The sequence below is a fragment of the Streptomyces sp. NPDC007907 genome (assembly GCF_042959365.1).
Lineage (GTDB): Bacteria > Actinomycetota > Actinomycetes > Streptomycetales > Streptomycetaceae > Streptomyces > Streptomyces indiaensis.
In genome coordinates this window covers 58,776-76,648 of the sequence record NZ_JBIBKR010000002.1, presented here as the reverse complement: position 1 = coordinate 76,648, position 17,873 = coordinate 58,776, and the positions used below count along the sequence as shown (strand labels likewise).

At 72.2% G+C, this 17,873-nt stretch carries 16 protein-coding genes; 5 read left to right on the top strand and 11 right to left on the bottom strand.

The features are described from left to right. Positions 1 to 20: 20 nt before the first annotated feature. Positions 21 to 1,304, bottom strand: coding sequence for a M14 family zinc carboxypeptidase (locus ACFZDI_RS06350; RefSeq protein ID WP_391248162.1), 1,284 nt, complete (start codon positions 1,302 to 1,304; stop codon positions 21 to 23). After that, entirely contained in the window at positions 1,301 to 3,265 is a 1,965-nt protein-coding gene (locus tag ACFZDI_RS06345; protein ID WP_391248160.1) for a Xaa-Pro dipeptidyl-peptidase, read from the bottom strand. The genes ACFZDI_RS06350 and ACFZDI_RS06345 overlap by 4 nt, the downstream gene beginning before the upstream one ends. A gap of 211 nt (positions 3,266 to 3,476) precedes the next feature. Here ACFZDI_RS06345 and ACFZDI_RS06340 point away from each other — a divergent pair, with 211 nt between their 5' ends. Both ACFZDI_RS06340 and ACFZDI_RS06335 read left to right on the top strand, forming a co-directional pair. Further along, entirely contained in the window at positions 3,477 to 4,970 is a 1,494-nt protein-coding gene (locus ACFZDI_RS06340) for a M1 family aminopeptidase (protein WP_391248158.1), read from the top strand. 288 nt (positions 4,971 to 5,258) lie between these two features. Next, the gene (locus ACFZDI_RS06335; protein ID WP_391248156.1) at positions 5,259 to 6,146 is read left to right on the top strand and encodes an arginase family protein; all 888 of its coding nucleotides are present in this window, start codon (positions 5,259 to 5,261) and stop codon (positions 6,144 to 6,146) included. A 95-nt stretch (positions 6,147 to 6,241) separates the two neighbouring features. On the opposite strand, the gene ACFZDI_RS06330 is transcribed toward ACFZDI_RS06335, so the two are convergent. Continuing rightward, positions 6,242 to 7,708 carry an amino acid permease gene (locus ACFZDI_RS06330; protein WP_391248154.1) on the bottom strand — a complete coding sequence of 489 codons (1,467 nt, stop codon included), beginning with the start codon at positions 7,706 to 7,708 and terminating at the stop codon, positions 6,242 to 6,244. A gap of 217 nt (positions 7,709 to 7,925) precedes the next feature. On the opposite strand from ACFZDI_RS06330, the gene ACFZDI_RS06325 reads away from it, so the two are divergent. Beyond that, positions 7,926 to 8,648 carry a MerR family transcriptional regulator gene (locus ACFZDI_RS06325; RefSeq protein ID WP_391248152.1) on the top strand — a complete coding sequence of 241 codons (723 nt, stop codon included), beginning with the start codon at positions 7,926 to 7,928 and terminating at the stop codon, positions 8,646 to 8,648. Here ACFZDI_RS06325 and ACFZDI_RS06320 read toward each other — a convergent pair. From ACFZDI_RS06320 to ACFZDI_RS06305, 4 genes are all read right to left on the bottom strand, one after another. Then, the gene (locus ACFZDI_RS06320; RefSeq protein WP_391248150.1) at positions 8,634 to 10,820 is read right to left on the bottom strand and encodes a 3-hydroxyacyl-CoA dehydrogenase NAD-binding domain-containing protein; all 2,187 of its coding nucleotides are present in this window, start codon (positions 10,818 to 10,820) and stop codon (positions 8,634 to 8,636) included. The genes ACFZDI_RS06325 and ACFZDI_RS06320 overlap by 15 nt on opposite strands. A 34-nt stretch (positions 10,821 to 10,854) precedes the next feature. Beyond that, positions 10,855 to 12,069 (bottom strand): acetyl-CoA C-acetyltransferase, encoded by a 1,215-nt coding sequence (locus ACFZDI_RS06315; protein WP_391248148.1) that lies wholly within the window; start codon positions 12,067 to 12,069, stop codon positions 10,855 to 10,857. Positions 12,070 to 12,080: 11 nt separating this feature from the next. Next, the gene (locus ACFZDI_RS06310) at positions 12,081 to 13,226 is read right to left on the bottom strand and encodes a CoA transferase (RefSeq protein WP_391248146.1); all 1,146 of its coding nucleotides are present in this window, start codon (positions 13,224 to 13,226) and stop codon (positions 12,081 to 12,083) included. 109 nt (positions 13,227 to 13,335) lie between these two features. Further along, entirely contained in the window at positions 13,336 to 13,716 is a 381-nt protein-coding gene (locus ACFZDI_RS06305) for an MmcQ/YjbR family DNA-binding protein (protein ID WP_361121360.1), read from the bottom strand. A gap of 91 nt (positions 13,717 to 13,807) precedes the next feature. Here ACFZDI_RS06305 and ACFZDI_RS06300 point away from each other — a divergent pair, with 91 nt between their 5' ends. Beyond that, a complete protein-coding gene (locus tag ACFZDI_RS06300) occupies positions 13,808 to 14,986 on the top strand; it encodes a saccharopine dehydrogenase NADP-binding domain-containing protein (protein WP_391248144.1) in 1,179 nt (392 codons plus the stop codon). A gap of 13 nt (positions 14,987 to 14,999) precedes the next feature. Here the strand turns inward: ACFZDI_RS06300 and mmpA are convergent, their stop codons facing one another. Beyond that, positions 15,000 to 15,146, bottom strand: coding sequence for a morphogenic membrane protein MmpA (mmpA, locus tag ACFZDI_RS06295; RefSeq protein WP_221755081.1), 147 nt, complete (start codon positions 15,144 to 15,146; stop codon positions 15,000 to 15,002). 89 nt (positions 15,147 to 15,235) lie between these two features. After that, on the bottom strand, positions 15,236 to 15,928 hold the full coding sequence (locus tag ACFZDI_RS06290; RefSeq protein ID WP_391248141.1) for an endonuclease V: 693 nt from the start codon (positions 15,926 to 15,928) through the stop codon (positions 15,236 to 15,238). A gap of 63 nt (positions 15,929 to 15,991) precedes the next feature. Here ACFZDI_RS06290 and ACFZDI_RS06285 point away from each other — a divergent pair, with 63 nt between their 5' ends. Beyond that, positions 15,992 to 16,285, top strand: a complete 294-nt coding sequence (locus ACFZDI_RS06285; RefSeq protein ID WP_234850587.1) for a YciI family protein — start codon at positions 15,992 to 15,994, stop codon at positions 16,283 to 16,285. Between the two features lie 10 nt (positions 16,286 to 16,295). Here ACFZDI_RS06285 and ACFZDI_RS06280 read toward each other — a convergent pair whose 3' ends face one another. Then, on the bottom strand, positions 16,296 to 16,619 hold the full coding sequence (locus tag ACFZDI_RS06280) for a plasmid stabilization protein (protein WP_184852223.1): 324 nt from the start codon (positions 16,617 to 16,619) through the stop codon (positions 16,296 to 16,298). 70 nt (positions 16,620 to 16,689) lie between these two features. Then, positions 16,690 to 17,793 carry a WD40/YVTN/BNR-like repeat-containing protein gene (locus ACFZDI_RS06275; protein WP_372486700.1) on the bottom strand — a complete coding sequence of 368 codons (1,104 nt, stop codon included), beginning with the start codon at positions 17,791 to 17,793 and terminating at the stop codon, positions 16,690 to 16,692. Positions 17,794 to 17,873 lie beyond the last annotated feature (80 nt).

Below are 17,873 nucleotides of genomic sequence, written 5' to 3'. Positions count from 1 at the left end.
CTACCACGTGTGGCGGAATTTCACCCCTCTCGACAAGCGGTTTCGGATGAACCTCCGGTCAGGTGGTACTCGGCCCGGTCGTCGAGCAGCAGCGGCACGAGTGCCCGCAGGGGCTGGCGCAGCGGGACGAGCACGCCGTCGCGGTCCTTGCGCACCCGCACGCCGTGCAGGGCGAGTTCGTCGCCGACCTCGGCGTACTGGGCGGCCGTGAGCCGGTAGCCACAGGGCGGGTTCGGGATGATTTCTTCTGGTTCGGGTGGATCGTTGTCGGCACCGCCGACGTAGACGGGACCGGTGTCGGCGTAGCCCTCGAGCCGGGCCCGCGCCGTCGTCGCCTCGATGCGCGCCCGGCGCTCATCGGTGTATCCGAACACGACCCGGAGCGCGTCCAGTTGGGAGGTGACCCGGCGCCGGTTGTTGAGTGACTCGTCCGCCTTCTCCGCCTCGGTGAGCGGGTCGACGCGGCTCTCGATGAGCAGCCCGACGGAGTGCTTCACGCCGGACATGTTGCGCAGAATGCGCTCCTGTCCATCTCCGGCGACCTGCTTGACCGGCTCACCGGTCTCGGGGTCGGTCCAGATGCCGTAGGTCCCGGTCGAGTGCCCGGCCCTGCGGGCCGCCGGCCGGACGTACGCCTCCGACAGGGTCCTGGCCTCGTCGTGGACCGCCTTGTTGGTGTTGAGGTTGCGCGGCCACAGGTCGAAGAGGTCCTTGTCGTAGAACCGGGGTGTGGCGCCGTACTCGTGCAGGTCGTAGACGAGGTCGGGGCGCTGGTCGCGGATGACGGCGGCCAGGGCGCGGCCCTCGGCGGTCTTCAGGGCGAGGTGGTCACGGTTGATGTCGACGCCGTCGCTGTTGCCGCGGGTGTTCGCGGCCCGGCCGTCCGGGTTGGCGGTGGGCACGACCAGGACCGTGGTGCGGTCCAGGAAGCGCCGGGTGCGGCTGTCGCGGGCGTACGCGAGGTCGCGGACGGTGGTCAGGCAGGCCTCGCGGCCGGAGGGTTCGTCGCCGTGCTGGCTGCAGACGAGCAGCACCTTGTCGGGGCTCGGGCGGTTGCCGATCCGCACCAGCTGGAGCGGGCGGTCCTGCTTCGTCGTGCCGAACCGGGTCACGGAGACGCGCCTGCTCGACCGGTCGACGGCTCCGAGGAAGTCCTGCTCCTCGCGCTGGGTGGTCCAGCGGGCGCCGTCGGACTGCTCGAAGCCGGTGCGCGGCGGGGAGTCGGAGGACGCCTGGGCCGGGGCGGTGACCAGGCAGGCCGTGAGGGCGGCGGTGGTCAGGAAGAGGGCGCCGGCGCGGGTCACCGGGTTCCCTCCGGGACGCGGTGCGTGGTGCGTGGCTCCCGAACGCCGTCCAGGTACGTGGCGTCGGGGGTGGCGGTCGCGGTGCCCGTGGTGGCGCGCGCGAAGGCCGCGGCCCCGCCGGTGAACGGGACACGCGCCGAGGTGCGGGCGAGGTCGAGCGTGAGCTTCGGCTTGTCGGCGGGAGGGTCGATGAGGCCCTGGTCCGTGCCCCCGACGATCAGGGCGAGGCGGTGGCCCTTCGGGACGACGTGGTCGGTCGCCGCGAGGTCGAGGGTGATCGTGTACCGCTTGCCGGGGGTGAGCGGGGAGCCCCTGTGGTCGGAGGCGTGGTTGCCGAGGTCGGCCCAGCCGCGGCTGACGACCGTGTAGCCGACGTCGGCGGTCTTCGCCTTCGTCTCCTTGAAGCAGGAGCTGTCGCCGGTGGTGCTCGGGCCCCAGCAGGTGCGGTTCGTGAGGGTGGTGATGCCCTCGCCCGCGTCGGTGTAGTCGCGGATGGTGGCGGGGCCGACGTCCACGAGGACGGCGGAGAGGTGAGCCGTCGGGGTGGAGGGCGTGGCGGTGACGGTGACCCGGGAGGAGCCGGCCAGGCGCAGGTCGCGGGTGAGCGGTCCGGCGCTGAAACCGGCCTTCTCGGGTGTCGGCCTGTCGACCTGCGCGGCCCAGTCGGTCTCGCTCAGCTTCGGGTCGTCGGTGAAGGTCTCGGTGCCGTGGCCGGGGTGCAGTCCGAGGGTGCCGACGCCGGCCTGGGAGCCCCGGCCGGGACGCAGAGTGGCGGCCCGGGTGCCGCTCGGCGGCCAGGTCCTGGAGGTCTGCCACCGGTCGGGGGCACGCTCGACGTCGGCCATGGGCTCGCGGTCGATGCCGTTGTCGATACCCATGAGTTCGTGGTCGAACCAGCGGTGCAGCGTATCGACCCATGCGCCGCGCCGGAAGTCGAAGGGGTCGACGTGGCCGGTCTGCGACAGCCAGATCTTGCGCTCGACGCCGTTCTTCGCGAGGGCGTTCCACCACTGGCCGACGTGCTTCATGCGGACGTTGAGGTCCTGCATGCCGTGGACCAGGAAGACGCTGGCCGTGACCTTGCGCGCGGCCTTCACGTAGTCGCGCTCGGTCCACAGCGGGGTCCAGTCGCCGGTGCGCGGGGCGCCGTCGACGAGCTTCTGCTGGACCGCCTGGCACTTGGCGCGGGCGTCGGGGCTGTCGACGTAGTCCGACAGCCACTCGGGGCCGGAGTCGTAGAGGGGCGCGCCCTGCTGGAAGTAGTAGTCGTACCAGGAGGAGATGGCGCTGATCGGGACGATGGTCTTCAGGCCCTTGACGCCGGTGGCGGCGACGCCGTTGGCGATGGTGCCGTCCCAGCTCTTGCCGATCATGCCGGTGCGGCCGTTGGTCCAGCCGGCCTGGGCGCGGGTGGTGCCGGTGCGGCTCGTGTAGGCCTTGGCGCGGCCGTTCAGCCAGTCGACGACGGCCTTCGCGGACTGGATGTCGGAACGGCCGCCGACGTCGACGCAGCCGTCGGAGCGATTGGTTCCGGCCAGGTCCACGCCGACGAAGGCGTAGCCGCGCGGCACGAAGTAGTTGTCGTAGTACAGCGGCATCTGTGCGACACGGCCCTGCGCGTCGTACGTCTTCTTCTGGCTCTCGTTGCCGCGCCCGCAGCAGGAGTAGTACGGGCTGGCGTCCATGATGACGGGGACCTTGCGGCCCTGCCGGGCGGGTTCGCGGGGGCGGACGATGTCGACGGCGACCCGGTCGGTCCTTCCGTCGCGGTCGCCGTCGAGCCCGGTGTCCACCCAGACGGCCTCGCGGATGGCGTTCTCGTAGGAGTGGACGGGTTCGCTCCCGCGCGGGGCGGCCGGTGCGGCCTGTGCGGCCGCGGGGGTGACAAGCGTGGCCAAGAGGGCGGCCGTGGCCGCCGTCGCGAGCGGTCTCCAGGTCGTGAAGCGCGTGCGTTTCGGCATGCGCCGGACGCTACATCGGTGAACTCCTGTGCAGAAGAGGGCAGCTGACGGACCGGCGTGTCCCGATCGAACGGTCGGGGCGGGTGCTTCATGTCGGCCGAATGGCGATCGTGTGACAGCGGGGGCCATGGACATGATCAGGGGCACAGGGAGTCAATAGGCTCCGGACAGACCCCGGAAGACCTCGGGACCCTACGACTTGGAGCCTTGCGTGCACCGCAGAATCATCGCGCCGGGAGCCCTGGCGGCGGCCGTTCTCCTGCTGGCGACCCCGGCATCGGCCGCGCCCCTCTCCCCCGGTGCGCCGGGTATCGGCGACCCCTACTACCCGGCCTACGGCAACGGCGGATACGACGTCTCGCACTACGACCTCCGGCTGAAGTACCAGCCGGCCACGGACGAACTGGAGGGCACGGCGACGCTCGTGGCCCGCGCCACGCAGGACCTGACGAGCTTCAACCTGGACTTTTTGCTGGACGTCGGCGAGGTGCGCGTCAACGGGGCGAAGGCCTCGTTCAGGACCTCGGGCGAGCAGGAGCTGGAGATCACGCCGAAGACGCCGCTGGCCAAGGGCGCGCCCGTCACGGTCGTGGTGCGCTACCGCGGGGTGCCGTCGTCGAAGCGGGCCTTCGGCTTCACCAGCTGGCACCGCACCCCGGACGGGGGTGTCGCGGCGAACGAGCCGGAGGCGGCCGCGTGGTGGTTCCCCGCCAACGACCATCCGCTGGACAAGGCGACCTACGACGTCTCCGTGCTGGTCCCGGACGGCACCCAGGCCATCTCCAACGGCACGCTCCAGTCGACGAGTTCGAAGCTCGGCTGGACCCGCTGGAACTGGCGGTCCGACAAGCCGCAGGCCACGTACCTCGCCACGCTCGCGGTCGGGAAGTTCGACATCACGACCGGCACGACCGAGGGCGGCATCCCGGTCCTCAACGCCTACAGCAAGGACCTCGGCGCGAACGCCGGGGCGGCGCGGGCGAGCATCGAACGGACCGGGGAGATCGCGGACTGGCTGGCCGGGTACTTCGGGCCGTATCCGTACAGCGCGCTCGGCGGGTACGTGCCGAACACGAACACCGGGTACGCGCTGGAGACCCAGACCAGGCCGTTCTACAGCCCGCGGCAGTTCGCGAACGGGTCGAACGTGTCGGTCGTCGTCCATGAGCTGGCCCACCAGTGGTACGGCGACGAGGTGTCGCTCAAGGGCTGGAAGGACATCTGGATCAACGAGGGGTTCGCGCGGTACGCGCAGTGGCTGTGGTCCGAGCACGAGGGCGAGGGCACGGCGCAGGAACTCGCCGACTACGTGTACGCCTCGCACCCCGCCGACGACCCGTTCTGGACGGTGAAGCCCGGGGATCCCGGGCCGGAGAACCAGTTCGACATCGCGGTCTACGACCGTGGCGCACTGGCCGTCCAGGCGCTGCGCAACAAGGTCGGCGACGAGGCCTTCTTCGCGATCCTCAAGGGCTGGCCGTCGACGTACGCCCACGGCAACGCCTCGGTGGCGGATTTCCGGCGGTACGCGGAGGAGGTCTCGGGCAAGCCGCTGGCCGCGCTCTTCGACACCTGGCTGTACCAGCCGTCGAAGCCGGGGGTGCCGGCGGCTCGCGCCGCCGCGGTGGCCAAGACGGCGAAGGGCGTCACCCAGCCCAAGTCGTGGAAGCGGATCGCCGCGACGAACGGGGCACACGGCCACTGACCCGCTCCTGACGCGCGGGGCGCGGCCATACCCGCGGGCGCGGGCTGACACGCGGGTGCTGGCTGACGCGCGGGGCACGGGCTGACACGCGGGTGCTGGCTGACGCGCGGGGCACGGGCTGACACGCGGGTGCGGGCTGACGCGCGGGCGCGGGCTGACACGCGGGGCACGGGCTGACGCGCGGGGCGGGCTGACGTGTTGGGCTCGGCTTTCGCTCTACCGTGGGCCCATGCGCGCCGGTCGTCTGGGGCCGGCGGCTGAACAGGGCGGCTGACCGAGGAGCCGGGCGTGCGGGACGTGGTGATCGTCGAGGCCCCTTCCGTGCTCGGGCTGCGCCCCACCGGCGTGGAGGAGTTGCCGGAGGCGCTGCTCGGGGCGGGGCTGGCCGAGGGGCTCGGAGCCGTGCGCGCGGGCCGGGTCGAGCCGCCTCCGTACGCCCCGGAGCGGGACCCGGTCACGGGGGTTCTGAACGGGGACGGCATCGCGGCGTACTCCGTCGCGCTGGCCGATGCCGTGGGTGAGGTCCTCGACGCCGGCGGGTTCCCCGTCGTGCTCGGCGGCGACTGCAGCGTGCTGCTCGGCACCCTGCTCGCGCTGCGTCGCCGCGACCGGCACGGTCTGCTCTTCCTGGACGGCCACAGCGACTTCTACCAGCCCTCGGCCGAGCCGGCCGGCGAGGTGGCCTCCATGGAACTCGCGCTGGTCACCGGGCGCGGCCCGCGGGTGCTGGCCGATCTGGAGGGCCGGGGCCCGCTCGTGCGGGACGAGGACGTCGTCGCCCTGGGATTCCGGGACGCGGAGGAGTCCGCGGCATACGGGATGCAGCCGCTGCCGCCCGCGCTGCACGCGCTGGAGCTGCACACCGTGCGCGCCCTGGGGGCAGCCGAGGCGGCCCGGCGCGCCGTGCGACTGCTGACCGGCAACGGCACGGGCGCCGGGTACTGGATCCATCTCGACGTCGACGTCCTGGACGACGCGGTCATGCCCGCCGTCGACTACCGGCAGCCCGACGGGCTGACCTGGCAGGACCTGGAGACCGTGCTGCGCACGGCCCTGTTCGCGGGCGGCGCCGCCGGCCTGACCGTCACGATCTTCAACCCCCGCCTGGACCCCGACGGCACCCTCGCCCACCGCCTCGCCGCGTGCCTGACAGCGGCCTTCGACAGCCAGGGCTGAGCCGCCCCGTCCGAGGGTCGTACACGGTCACGCCTGTCCCCGGCCGCACCGGCCGCTCCTGGATCAGGCGGGGCCACTGACAGTGGCCCCGGCCGCTACTTCGTCAGCTGGGACAGTTCCTGGTCCGCCGTCCGGGAGACCCTGCGGCGGACGCCGAACCAGCCGGCGACCAGCATGGCTGCGATCAGAGGGATGAGCAGGAGGGTCCTGCGGCCGACCTCGGGGTCGTTCCACATCATGCCGAGGCAGGCCAGCAGGAAGACGATCGTGGCGATCTCCGTGACCGGGGTGCCCGGGAGCCGGAAGGAGGGGCGGCTGATCAGGCCCGCCTTCGCGCGCCGGACGAAGACCAGGTGGCACACCATGATGATCACCCAGGTGCTGATGATGCCCAGGGAGGCCACGTTCAGCACGATCTCGAAGGCCTGGGCCGGCACCAGGAAGTTCAGGCCGACGCCGAGCACGCACACCCCGCAGGTCAGCAGGATGCCGCCGTAGGGAACCTGGCTGCGGTTCATACGTGCGGTGAACTTGGGGGCGGAGCCCGCCATCGCCATGGAGCGCAGGATCCGGCCCGTGGAGTAGAGGCCCGAGTTGAGGGAGGACATGGCGGCGGTCAGGACCACCAGGTTCATCACGTCACCCGCGGCCGGGACGCCGATCTTCGACAGCACCGTGACGAAGGGGCTCTGGTCGGCCGAGTAGACCGAACCGGGCAGCAGCAGGGCCAGCAGGACGACCGAGCCGACGTAGAACAGACCCACGCGCCACATGATCGAGTTCACCGCGCGCGGGACGACCTTCTCCGGCTCCGCGGTCTCGCCCGCGGCGACACCGACCAGCTCCAGCGCCGCGTACGCGAAGATCACACCCTGCATGACCAGGACGACCGGCATCATGCCGTGCGGGAAGACGCCGCCGTTGTCGGTGATGACGCTCAGGCCCGGGGTCTGGCCGCCCACCTCGTGCTGCGTGGCGAGCAGGAAGATGCCGATCAGCATGAAGCCGACGAGGGTGGCGACCTTGATGATCGCGAACCAGAACTCCATCTCGCCGAAGATCTTCACCGAGATCAGGTTCACCGCCAGGACCACCGCGAGGGCGACCAGCGCGAGCACCCACTGCGGGATGTCGGTGAACAGGCTCCAGTAGTGCGTGTAGAGCGCGATCGCGGTGATGTCGGCGATACCGGTCGTCGACCAGTTCAGGAAGTACATCCAGCCTGCGACGTACGCGCCCTTCTCACCGAGGAACTCACGCGCGTACGACACGAAGGAGCCCGAGGAGGGGCGGTAGAGCACGAGCTCACCGAGGGCCTTGACCACGAAGAAGGCGAAGACGCCGCACACCAGGTAGGCGATCGCGAGGGCCGGGCCCGCGTTGTGAAGGCGGCCGCCCGCGCCCAGGAACAGTCCGGTGCCGATCGCGCCTCCGATGGCGATCATGTTGACGTGGCGGGCCTTGAGGTCCTTGCTGTACCCGGCGTCGCCCGCGTCCGCGGGCACTGCGGCCGCATCGGTACGCGGCGTGGCCGCAGCCGTGTTCACGGCGTCCTTGCTCACGGTGGATCCACTCTCTGGTGTGCCCGAGCGGGTCGCGCTCGGCTTCCGGACGTACATAAGGTCCGTGCCCTCGGTAAAGGCACAGACCAAGGGGCCACCTTCCCCCACGCTCTGCGGCTCACGCGGTGGCGTACGTCACAGAGCGCGACTTCTCACACTGCCGTCCCCGGGATCCGGGTGGTTTCACAGCAGTGGTGAGACAGCGATACTGCTTCACATGACGACCGACACCGAGGAGCCGACCCTCACGATCGACGAGCTGGCGGCCCGGGCCGGTGTCACCGTGCGCACGGTCCGCTTCTACGGCACCAAGGGGCTGCTGCCCCCGCCGGTGCTCGGTCCGCGGCGGGTGGGGCACTACGGGCGTGAGCACCTGGCCCGGCTGGCGCTCATCGAGGAACTGCAGCAGCAGGGCATGACACTGGCGGGCATCGAGCGCTACCTGCGGCAGCTGCCGTCGGACCTGAGCGCGCGCGACCTCGCCATCCACCGGGCCGTGGTGGCCTCCTGGGCGCCGGAGACCGTCGAGACCGTCACCCGGGCGGAACTGGAGCGGCGGGCCGGACGGCCACTGGCCGGCGAGGACGTCGAACGGCTCGCGGCCATGGGCGTGGTCCGGCCCGCGGACGGCGGCTACGAGGCCGACCTCGGTCTGCTCCGGCTGGGCGCCGGACTGCTGGACGTGCCGCTCTCGCAGGAGGCGATCTCCGCGGCGCGCACCCTGCTCGTCGAGCATGCGCACGCCGCGGCCCGGGAGCTGTCCCGGCTCTTCCGCGGTGAGGTGGCGGAGCGGGACGCGCAGGACGTGCGGTCCCTGTCCGCGCACATGCACCCGCTGGTGGTGCAGGCGCTGCTCACCGCCTTTCAGCGGTCGCTGAAGGAAGAGCTGGGCGAGTGGCTCACCGGGCCTTCGGACTCCGGCGGGTCAGACGCGGTCTGAGTCGCTGAACCGCTCCCCCTTGTCCGCCTTCTCCACCAGCAGCGCGGGCGGGGCGAAGCGCTCGCCGTACCGCTCGGCGAGTTCCCCCGCGCGGGCCACGAAGCCGGGCAGGCCGCCCTCGTAGCCGTTGATGTACTGGAGCACGCCGCCGGTCCAGCCGGGGAAGCCGATGCCGAAGACGGAGCCGATGTTGGCGTCGGCGACCGAGGTCAGCACGCCCTCCTCCAGCAGCCGGACGGTGTCCAGCGCCTCGGAGAACAGCATCCGCTCCTGCATGTCCCGGAACGGAATCCGGTACCCCGGCTTGGTGTAGTGCTCGCGCAGCCCGGGCCACAGGCCGGTGCGCTTGCCGTCGTCGCCGTAGTCGTAGAAGCCGGCGCCGCCGCTGCGGCCGGTGCGGCCGAACTCGTCGACCATGCGGTCGATGACGGCCTCGGCCGGGTGGGCCGTCCAGGTGCCGCCCGCCTCCTCGACCGCCCGCTTCGACTCGGCCCGGATCTTGCGGGGCAGGGTCAGGGTCAATTCGTCCATGAGGGACAGCACCTTGGCCGGGTAACCGGCCTGCGCGGCGGCCTGTTCGACGGAGGCGGGCTCGATGCCCTCGCCGACCATGGCGACGCCCTCGTTGATGAAGTGGCCGATGACGCGGGAGGTGAAGAAGCCGCGCGAGTCGTTGACGACGATCGGCGTCTTGTTGATCTGCCGGACCAGGTCGAAGGCCCGGGCGAGGGCCTCATCTCCGGTGCGCTCGCCCTTGATGATCTCGACGAGCGGCATCTTGTCGACGGGCGAGAAGAAGTGCAGGCCGATGAAGTCGCCCTGGCGCTCGACGCCTTCGGCGAGGGCGGTGATGGGCAGGGTGGAGGTGTTGGAGCACAGCAGCGCGTCGGGGGCGACGACGTTCTGGATCTCCTGGAACACCTTGTGCTTGAGGGAGGTGTCCTCGAAGACCGCCTCGATCACGGCGTCACAGCCGGCCAGGTCCTGGACCTCGGCGGTCGGGGTGATGCGCGCGAGCAGCGCGTCGGCCTTCTCCTGGGTCATACGGCCCTTGGAGACGGCCTTGGCGCACAGCTTCTCGGAGTAGGCCTTGCCCTTGAGGGCCGCCTCCAGGGAGACGTCCTTCAGGACGACGTCGATGCCGGCGCGGGCGCAGGAGTAGGCGATGCCGGCGCCCATCATCCCGGCGCCGAGGACGGCGGCCTTGCGGACCCTGCGGGGCTCGACGCCCTTGGGGCGGTTCGCGCCGGAGTTGACGGCCTGGAGGTCGAAGAAGAACGCCTGGATCATGTTCTTCGAGGTCTGTCCGGCCGCGAGGTCCACGAAGTAGCGGGCCTCGATGACCTGCGCGGTCTCGAAGTCGACCTGGGAGCCCTCGACGGCGGCGGCCAGGATGTTGCGCGGGGCCGGGTAGGGGGCGCCGCCCGTCTGCTTGCGCAGGGTGGCGGGGAAGGCGGGCAGGTTCGCGGCGAACTTGGGGTTGGCCGGCGTGCCGCCCGGGATGCGGTAGCCCGGCTTGTCCCAGGGCTGCTGGGCCTCGGGGTTGGCGTCGATGAAGGCCCGGGCCTTGGCGAGCATGTCCTCGTGGCTGTCGGCCACCTCGTCGACGAGGCCGTTGTCCAGGGCGCGGCGCGGGGTGTACTGGGTGCCCTGGAGGAGAACCTTCAGCAGGGCGTCGGCGATACCGAGCAGACGGACGGTGCGGACGACGCCGCCGCCTCCGGGGAGCAGGCCGAGGGTGACCTCGGGGCAGCCGATCTTGGAGCCGGGTGCGTCGAGGGCGACGCGGTGGTGGCAGGCCAGGGCGATCTCGTAACCGCCGCCGAGGGCCGCGCCGTTGAGGGCGGCGACGACGGGCTTGCCGAGGGTCTCGATGCGGCGCAGGTTCCGCTTGATGGCCATGCCGCCGTCGAACAGCTCCTGGGCGGTCTCGGGTGTGACGCGGATGAGGTCGCGCAGGTCGCCGCCGGCGAAGAAGGTCTTCTTGGCGGAGGTGATGATGACGCCCCGGATGGAGTCCTTCTCGGCCTCCAGGCGGTCGGTGACGGCGGCGAGGGAGTCGCGGAACGCCTGGTTCATGGTGTTCGCGGACTGGTTCGGGTCGTCGATGACCAGGGTGACGAGGCCGGTGCGGTCCTGTTCCCAGCGGATGGTGGTGGACTCAGTGCTCATGTGGAGGTGCTCCGTGTGATCCGTCGGGAGGGGGTCAGATGCGCTCGACGACCGTGGCGACGCCCATGCCGCCGCCGACGCACAGCGTGGCGAGGCCGTAGCGCTTGTCCTGGCGCTCGAGTTCGTCGACGAGGGTGCCGAGGATCATCGCGCCGGTCGCGCCGAGGGGGTGGCCGAGCGCGATCGCGCCGCCGTTGACGTTGACCTTGTCCAGGGACAGGCCCATGTCCCTCACGAAGCGCAGCACGACCGCCGCGAACGCTTCGTTGATCTCGACGAGGTCGATGTCGTCGATGGTCAGGCCTGCCTTGGCGAGGGCCTTGCGGGTGGCCGGGGCGGGGCCGGTGAGCATGATGGTCGGCTCGGAGCCGGAGACGGCGGCGGAGACGATCCGCGCGCGGGGGGTGAGGCCGTAGCGCTCGCCGACCTCCTTGGAGCCGATCGCGACGAGCGAGGCGCCGTCGACGATGCCGGAGGAGTTGCCCGCGTGGTGGACGTGGTCGATCTTCTCCACCCAGTGGTACTGCTGGAGCGCGACGGCGTCGAAACCGCCGAGTTCGCCGATGTCGGCGAAGGACGGCTTGAGCCCCGCGAGGGAGTCGGCGGTGGTGCCGGGGCGCGGGAACTCGTCGCGGTCGAGGACGACGAGCCCGTTGCGGTCCTTAACGGGGACGACGGACCGCTCGAAGCGACCGTCCTTCATGGCGGTGGCGGCCCGCTCCTGGGAGAGCGCGGCGTACTCGTCGACGTCCCGGCGGGAGAAGCCCTCGATGGTGGCGATGAGGTCGGCGCCGATGCCCTGCGGCACGAAGTTGACCTGGAGGTTGGTCATCGGGTCGTTGAACCAGGCACCTCCGTCGGAGGCCATCGGCACGCGGGACATCGACTCGACACCACCGGCCAGGACGAGGTCCTCCCAGCCGGAACGGACCTTCGCGGCGGCCAGGTTGACGGCCTCCAGGCCCGAGGCGCAAAAGCGGTTCTCCTGGACGCCCGCGACGGTGTCGGGCAGCCCGGCGGCGATGGCCGCGATGCGCGCGATGTCGGAGCCCTGGTCGCCGACCGGGCCGACGACGCCGAGGACGATGTCGTCGACGGCGGCCGGGTCGAGGTCCGGGAAGCGGGCGCGGATCTCGTGGATGAGTCCGACGACCAGGTCGATGGGCTTGGTGCCGTGCAGGGCGCCGTTGGCCTTGCCGCGGCCGCGCGGGGTGCGGATCGCGTCGTACACGTACGCTTCGGTGCTCACGAGGGGGCCTTTCACTGAGGGTTTCGGGACGCGGGGAGCAGCCCGGGGACGTCCCACTCCCGGGCGATGTCCGCCGTGTCGGCGCCGGGCCGGGCCGGGCCGGTGCGGACGGAGGTCGGGGTCGCGGAGAAGCGGGGGGCCGGGGCGGGCTGGGTGATGCCGGCGTGGTCGGTGAAGGTGCCGCGGGCGGCAAGGTGCGGGTGGTGCGGGGCCTCGCGCAGGGACAGCACGGGCGCCACGCAGGCGTCGGAGCCGTCGAAGACGGCCGTCCACTCGTCCCGCGTCCGGGTCTTGAAGCGGGCGGCGATCTCTTCGCGCAGTTCGTCCCAACGGGTGACGTCCTTGCGGGCGTCGGCCCGGTCGCCGACGCCGAGGAGGCTGAGGAACTCGGCGTAGAACTGCGGTTCCAGGGCGCCGACGGCCATGTACCGGCCGTCGGCCGTCTCGTAGGTCCCGTAGTAGGGGCAGCCGCCGTCCAGGAGGTTGGCGCCGCGCCGGTCCTGCCAGCCGCCGGCGGCGAGCATGCCGTGGATCATCGTGGCGAGGTGGGCGGTGCCGTCGACGATGGCGGCGTCGACGACCTGGCCGGTGCCGCTCACCCGCGCGTGGTGCAGGGCGGCGAGGACACCGACGACGAGGTACAGGGAGCCGCCCGCGTAGTCGCCGAGCAGGTTGGCCGGGGCCGGCGGCGCCTGGCCCGGCCGGCCGATCATGCCGAGGGCGCCGGTGGGGGCGATGTACGCGATGTCGTGCCCGGCGCTCCGGGCGAGCGGGCCGTCCTGGCCCCAGCCGGTCATCCGGCCGTACACCAGGCGCGGGTTGCGGGCGTGGCACGGCTCGGGGCCGACGCCGAGGCGCTCGGCGACGTCGGGGCGGTAGCCCTCGACCAGGACGTCGGCGCGGGCCACGAGGTCGAGCACCCGCTCCGGGCCGTCGGCGGACTTCAGGTCGACGACCACCGAGCGCTTGTTGCGGTTGGTGACGTCGTACGCCGGGTCGATCGCGAGCCCGGGGCCGCCCGGCCGGTCCACGCGCACGACGTCGGCGCCGAGGTCGGCCAGGAGCATGGCGGCGAACGGGCCGGGCCCGATACCGGCCAGCTCGACCACGCGCACGCCGGTGAGCGGGCCGTGTCCTGGCGTCCTTGCCGTGGTCATCCAGCCCCCAGTGCTGTGACACATCTGATGTAACACCAGCGATGCTAAGAACGTGTTCCACTCGGCACAAGACCTGACCGAGCAAGCGCTTAGCAATCTGCCGGACGGGTCAGCTTCCGTCCAGCTCCACTATCAGCCGCTTCGGGGCGATCACCCGGTAGCTCTCCTCCACCCAGTCGAAGAGCACCTCCGCGGACGGGGCGCCCTGCCGCTCCAGGGGGATGCTCACCCAGCCCGCCTTGCCCAGGCCGTACCCGGCGGGCTCGGCGCCCGGGCAGGCCAGCGCGTGGGCGTGCGCCGTCTCGTCCTTGAGCTTCACCGTCACCCCCAGGGGATAACTGCCGTCCTGCACCCCGAGGAAGACGAAGACCTTGCTGTTGACCTTGGCGACGGACTCGCCCCAGGGGAACTCCTCGACGGCGTCCGGCAGCCCCAGTGCGAACGCGCGCACTTTCTCCCACTTCTTCAGGGCATTCCTGGGCACGGCCATCGTCGTCCTCCGGGATCGTCGTCGGGCTCCGCACTCCTCACGCTAGCCTCGGCCACCGACAGCGGCACGGGCTGCACGACCGAGGGGTGTCATGAGCAGGCAAAGCAGGACGGACCGTCCGTACGACATCGTGCTCTTCGGAGCGACCAGTTTCGCCGGGGCGCTCACCGCGGAGTACCTGGCCGCCCACGCGCCCGAGAAGCTGCGCTGGGCGATCGCGGGCCGCAACGCGGAGAAACTCGAGCGGCTGCGCGAACGGCTGCCCGCCGACGCCGGGGTGGGGGTGGTGCGGGCGGACGTCTCCGACCCCGCCTCGCTGCGCGACCTCGCCGGGCAGGCGCGCGTGGTGGCCACGACCGTCGGCCCGTACGTGACGTACGGGGAGGAACTCGTCGCCGCCTGCGCGGACGCCGGGACCGACTACCTGGACCTGTGCGGTGAGCCCGAGTTCGTCGACCTGATGTACGTCCGGCACGACGCACGGGCGCGGGAGACCGGGGCGCGGCTGGTGCACGCCGCCGGTTTCGACTCGATCCCGCACGACCTGGGCGTGTACTTCACCGTGCAGCAGCTGCCCGAGGACGTGCCCCTGACCGTGGAGGGCTTCGTCACCGCGGACGCGGCGTTCTCCGGCGGCACCTTCGCCTCCGCGCTGGGCCAGTTCGCACGGCAGCGGGAGATGGCGGCGGCCGCGCGCGACCGGCGGCGGCACGAGCCGCGGCTGGTGGGCCGGCGGGCGTCGGCGCCGTTGGGCGGGCCGCGGTTCGCCAAGGAGGTCGGCGCGTGGGCGCTGCCGATGCCGACCATCGACCCGCAGATCGTGCGGCGCTCGGCGTCGGCCCTCGACCGGTACGGGCCCGACTTCCGCTACCGGCAGTACGCGGCCGTCAGGCATCTGCCCGTCGCGGTCGGCGGGGTCGCGGCGGTCGGCGCGCTGGTCGCGGCGGCTCAGGTGGCGCCCGCGCGACGCTGGCTGTCGGACCGTCTGAAGCCAGGGGACGGGCCGAGCCCGGAGAAGCGGGCGAAGAGCTGGTTCTCGGTGCGCTTCGTGGGCGAGGGCGGCGGCTCGCGGGTGTACACGGAGGTCTCGGGCGGCGATCCCGGCTACGACGAGACGGCGAAGATGTTCGCCGAGTCGGCGCTGTGCCTGGCCTTCGACGACCTTCCGGAGACGGCGGGTCAGGTCACCACGGCGGTGGCGATGGGCAAAGCGCTGATCGACCGGCTGCGCGCGGCGGGCATCCGCTTCCGCGTCGCGGCGGCCCGCTGAGTCCCGCCGGGACCTACAGCGGCCACTCGGCGACGGTGTAGATCATCCCGGCGATCCAGCCGAGCCCGGCCAGGACGGCGAGGATCAGCCCTATGGTGACGGCCCGCTCGACGGTCTGGGTCGGGCCGGCAACTGGCTTGGGGGCGCGGTGCGTTGTCATGCGCCCCAGCCTGCCGACGGCGCCGGCCCCGGGCATCCGTACGGGTACTCAGGGCCGGTACTCAGATCGCCCGGTCGCCGTCCGGCCGGTCAGGCCGGGTGCGTCTCCCGCAGCGCCTTGCGGCACAGCGCATCGGCCCTGCGGGTGGTCTCCGGAATGCGGTAGGCGGGGGTCAGCGCGAGGGTGTGCGCGCAGGCGTTGTCCAGGGTCACCCGGTGGCCGACGGAGACGAAGACCGGCTTGACGGCGTCCCGGGTGCGCAGGGCCCGGCCGACCTCCTCCGAACCGGCGAGCAGGGCTGCGGCGCTGCCGCGCGGGGTGTCCGGGTCGTCGTAGGAGAAGGTGAACGGGTTCTTCGCCACGCCGATCGTGGGCAGGCCGGTCAGGACGCCGAGGTGGCTGGCGAGGCCGAAGCGGCGGGGGTGCGCGAGGCCGTAGCCGTCGCAGACGACCAGGCCGGGCGGGCAGGGCAGGGCGTCGAGGGCGGCGAGGACCGTCGGGATCTCGCGGAAGGCGAGCAGCCCGGGCACGTAGGGGAAGGAGACCCGGCCCACGGCGGTGGCCTCGGCGACGACGTCGAGCGTCGACGCGTCCAGCACGACCGCCGCCGCCGCGACGACGTCCCGTTCGTCGTCGTACGCGACGTCGACCCCGGTCACACGGCCCGTTCCGGGCGGCGGTCCCGGGTCGCCGAGGATCACGCGGGTGCGCAGAGCGTCCTGCACGGCACGGGCCTGTTCCTCGGTGGCGGGCCAGTCCTGGGGAATGCGTACGGTCGTCATGGTGGGCCCGAGCCTACGGGCTGCCCGGCGGCCGGACGGGTGCCCGGGGGTAGGCTCCCGGTCATGTTCGTGCTGGAACTGACGTACACCGCCCCGCTGGACGCCGTCGACGCCGTGCTGGAGGAGCATGTGGTCTGGCTCGACGAGCAGTACCGGCAGGGGGTCTTCCTCGCGTCCGGGCGCAAGAACCCCCGCGACGGCGGGGTGATCATCGCCGTCGCGGGGGACCGCGCGCGCATCGAGGAGATCACCGCGCAGGATCCGTTCGTCGTCGCGGGCGTGTGCGCCTACCGCGTCACCGAGTTCACGGCCACGAAGACGGCACCCGCTCTCGAGTCCTACCGCGAGACCCTCTGAGGCGTCCGCCTCACTTGCCCAGGGCGCGCTGAAGCTGACTCTTGTTCATGCTGGAACGGCCCTCTACGCCCTTGCGCTTGGCCTCCTGGTACAGCTGGTCATAGGTGGGCCCCTGGGAGCCCTGCCCCGAGCGCTGGCCGCCCCGCTTGCCCGAGGACATGTCCTTGGTGGAGGTGCGGCTGGCCGTCTTGGACTCGCCGGCGCGGGCGCGCTCCTTGTTCACCGTGCGCGCGGCGATCTCCTTGGCGCGGCCGGTGCTCTCGCCCCGGTCCTTCGCACTTTCCTTGATGTGCTCGTACTGGCGCTCCCGCTTGGAGCTCGAACCGCGTGGCATCTGCGCTCACTTCCTTTCCCGATCAGTGAACGGGTACCCACACTGCCAACGATCAGGGCACCCCGCATGCTCACTGCTCCAGGCGGGCAACCCGGCCCTTCTCACCTGCGGCCCAGCACCCGTGGTCCGGCGTGCAGTCGACGGTGTCGTAGGAGCCCGTGTCCACGGCCCGCCAGGTCCGGCCGGCGTCGGTGGTGAGGTCGGTGCCGGTGGGACCGACGGCGAGGGCGGCGGCCCGGCTGTGCGGGAGCCAGGCGACGCCGGAGCGGTAGGCGGACACGGGCGTGACCGCCGGACGCCAGGTGCGGCCGCCGTCGGCGGTGCGGGCGGCGGCGCGCGGCGAGGGCTGGTCGGGGCGGTAGTCGCCGCCGACGGCGAGGCCCCGGGAGCGGTCGCGGAACGCCAGCGCGAACACGCCCCGGGCGGGATCTCCCGCGGGGAGGGGCGCGTCGGTGGCCCGCCAGGTGAGGCCCCGGTCCGTGGAGTGCAGGACCCGCGCGCGGGCCGCCCCGCCGGTGGCGAGCCAGACGTCCTTCGGCCCGGACGTCACCAGGCACTGGCCGCTCGCCGCGAACCCGGCCTCGCCCTCCTGCGCGGCCGGCATCCCCCGGTCGGGCAGCACCGTCCAGGAGCGGCCGCCGTCGCCGGTCGACAGGATGCGGAACCGGCCGTCCACCGGGTCGCTCATCGCGAGTCCGTGGCGGTGGTCGAAGAAGGCGAGGCAGTCGTAGAACGCCTTGGGGTCGGGGTTGCGGAAGGACTCCGTCCACGTCGCTCCGCCATCGTCGGTGCGGTAGATCCGGGACGCCTCCCCCTCGCCGATCGCCAGCACCACGGCCCGGCGCGCGTCGAACGCCTCCACGTCCCGGAACTGCAACTCCCCCGCGCCCGGCGGCGACACGTTCCGCCAGCTCGCGCCGCCGTCGGTGGTGCGCAGGACGGTGCCGCCGGTGCCGGCGACCCAAGCGGCGTTCCGGCTGACGGCGGCGAGGCCCCGGAAGCGTGCCTCCGGGGCGCCGGTGTCCTTGAGTTCCCAGTGCGGCGCCCCGCGCTCCGGCTCGTGTCCTTGCGCGGGTACGGCGGTCAGGGCCGCCAGTGCCGCCGCGCAGGCCGCCATCGCGATCGCCCTGCGCCGTGTCCGTCCCGCCCGTCGCGTGCTCCCCGTACGCCTCATGGCGGGCGAAGCTAGCCCACGTCCCGGGTGCCGTCCAGACGGCCTCACCGCTCGTGCGCCCTGCACCAGACATGCCCTCG

What these genes read in the sequence shown, in the direction of transcription:
- ACFZDI_RS06345 (WP_391248160.1), bottom strand. Translation starts at nt 3,265, where the DNA reads ATGCCGAAACGCACGCGCTTCACGACCTGGAGACCGCTCGCGACGGCG.
- ACFZDI_RS06325 (WP_391248152.1), top strand. Translation starts at nt 7,926, where the DNA reads ATGACGACCGACACCGAGGAGCCGACCCTCACGATCGACGAGCTGGCG.
- ACFZDI_RS06320 (WP_391248150.1), bottom strand. Translation starts at nt 10,820, where the DNA reads ATGAGCACTGAGTCCACCACCATCCGCTGGGAACAGGACCGCACCGGC.
- ACFZDI_RS06310 (WP_391248146.1), bottom strand. Translation starts at nt 13,226, where the DNA reads ATGACCACGGCAAGGACGCCAGGACACGGCCCGCTCACCGGCGTGCGC.
- ACFZDI_RS06305 (WP_361121360.1), bottom strand. Translation starts at nt 13,716, where the DNA reads ATGGCCGTGCCCAGGAATGCCCTGAAGAAGTGGGAGAAAGTGCGCGCG.
- ACFZDI_RS06300 (WP_391248144.1), top strand. Translation starts at nt 13,808, where the DNA reads ATGAGCAGGCAAAGCAGGACGGACCGTCCGTACGACATCGTGCTCTTC.
- mmpA (WP_221755081.1), bottom strand. Translation starts at nt 15,146, where the DNA reads ATGACAACGCACCGCGCCCCCAAGCCAGTTGCCGGCCCGACCCAGACC.
- ACFZDI_RS06290 (WP_391248141.1), bottom strand. Translation starts at nt 15,928, where the DNA reads ATGACGACCGTACGCATTCCCCAGGACTGGCCCGCCACCGAGGAACAG.
- ACFZDI_RS06285 (WP_234850587.1), top strand. Translation starts at nt 15,992, where the DNA reads ATGTTCGTGCTGGAACTGACGTACACCGCCCCGCTGGACGCCGTCGAC.
- ACFZDI_RS06280 (WP_184852223.1), bottom strand. Translation starts at nt 16,619, where the DNA reads ATGCCACGCGGTTCGAGCTCCAAGCGGGAGCGCCAGTACGAGCACATC.
- ACFZDI_RS06275 (WP_372486700.1), bottom strand. Translation starts at nt 17,793, where the DNA reads ATGAGGCGTACGGGGAGCACGCGACGGGCGGGACGGACACGGCGCAGG.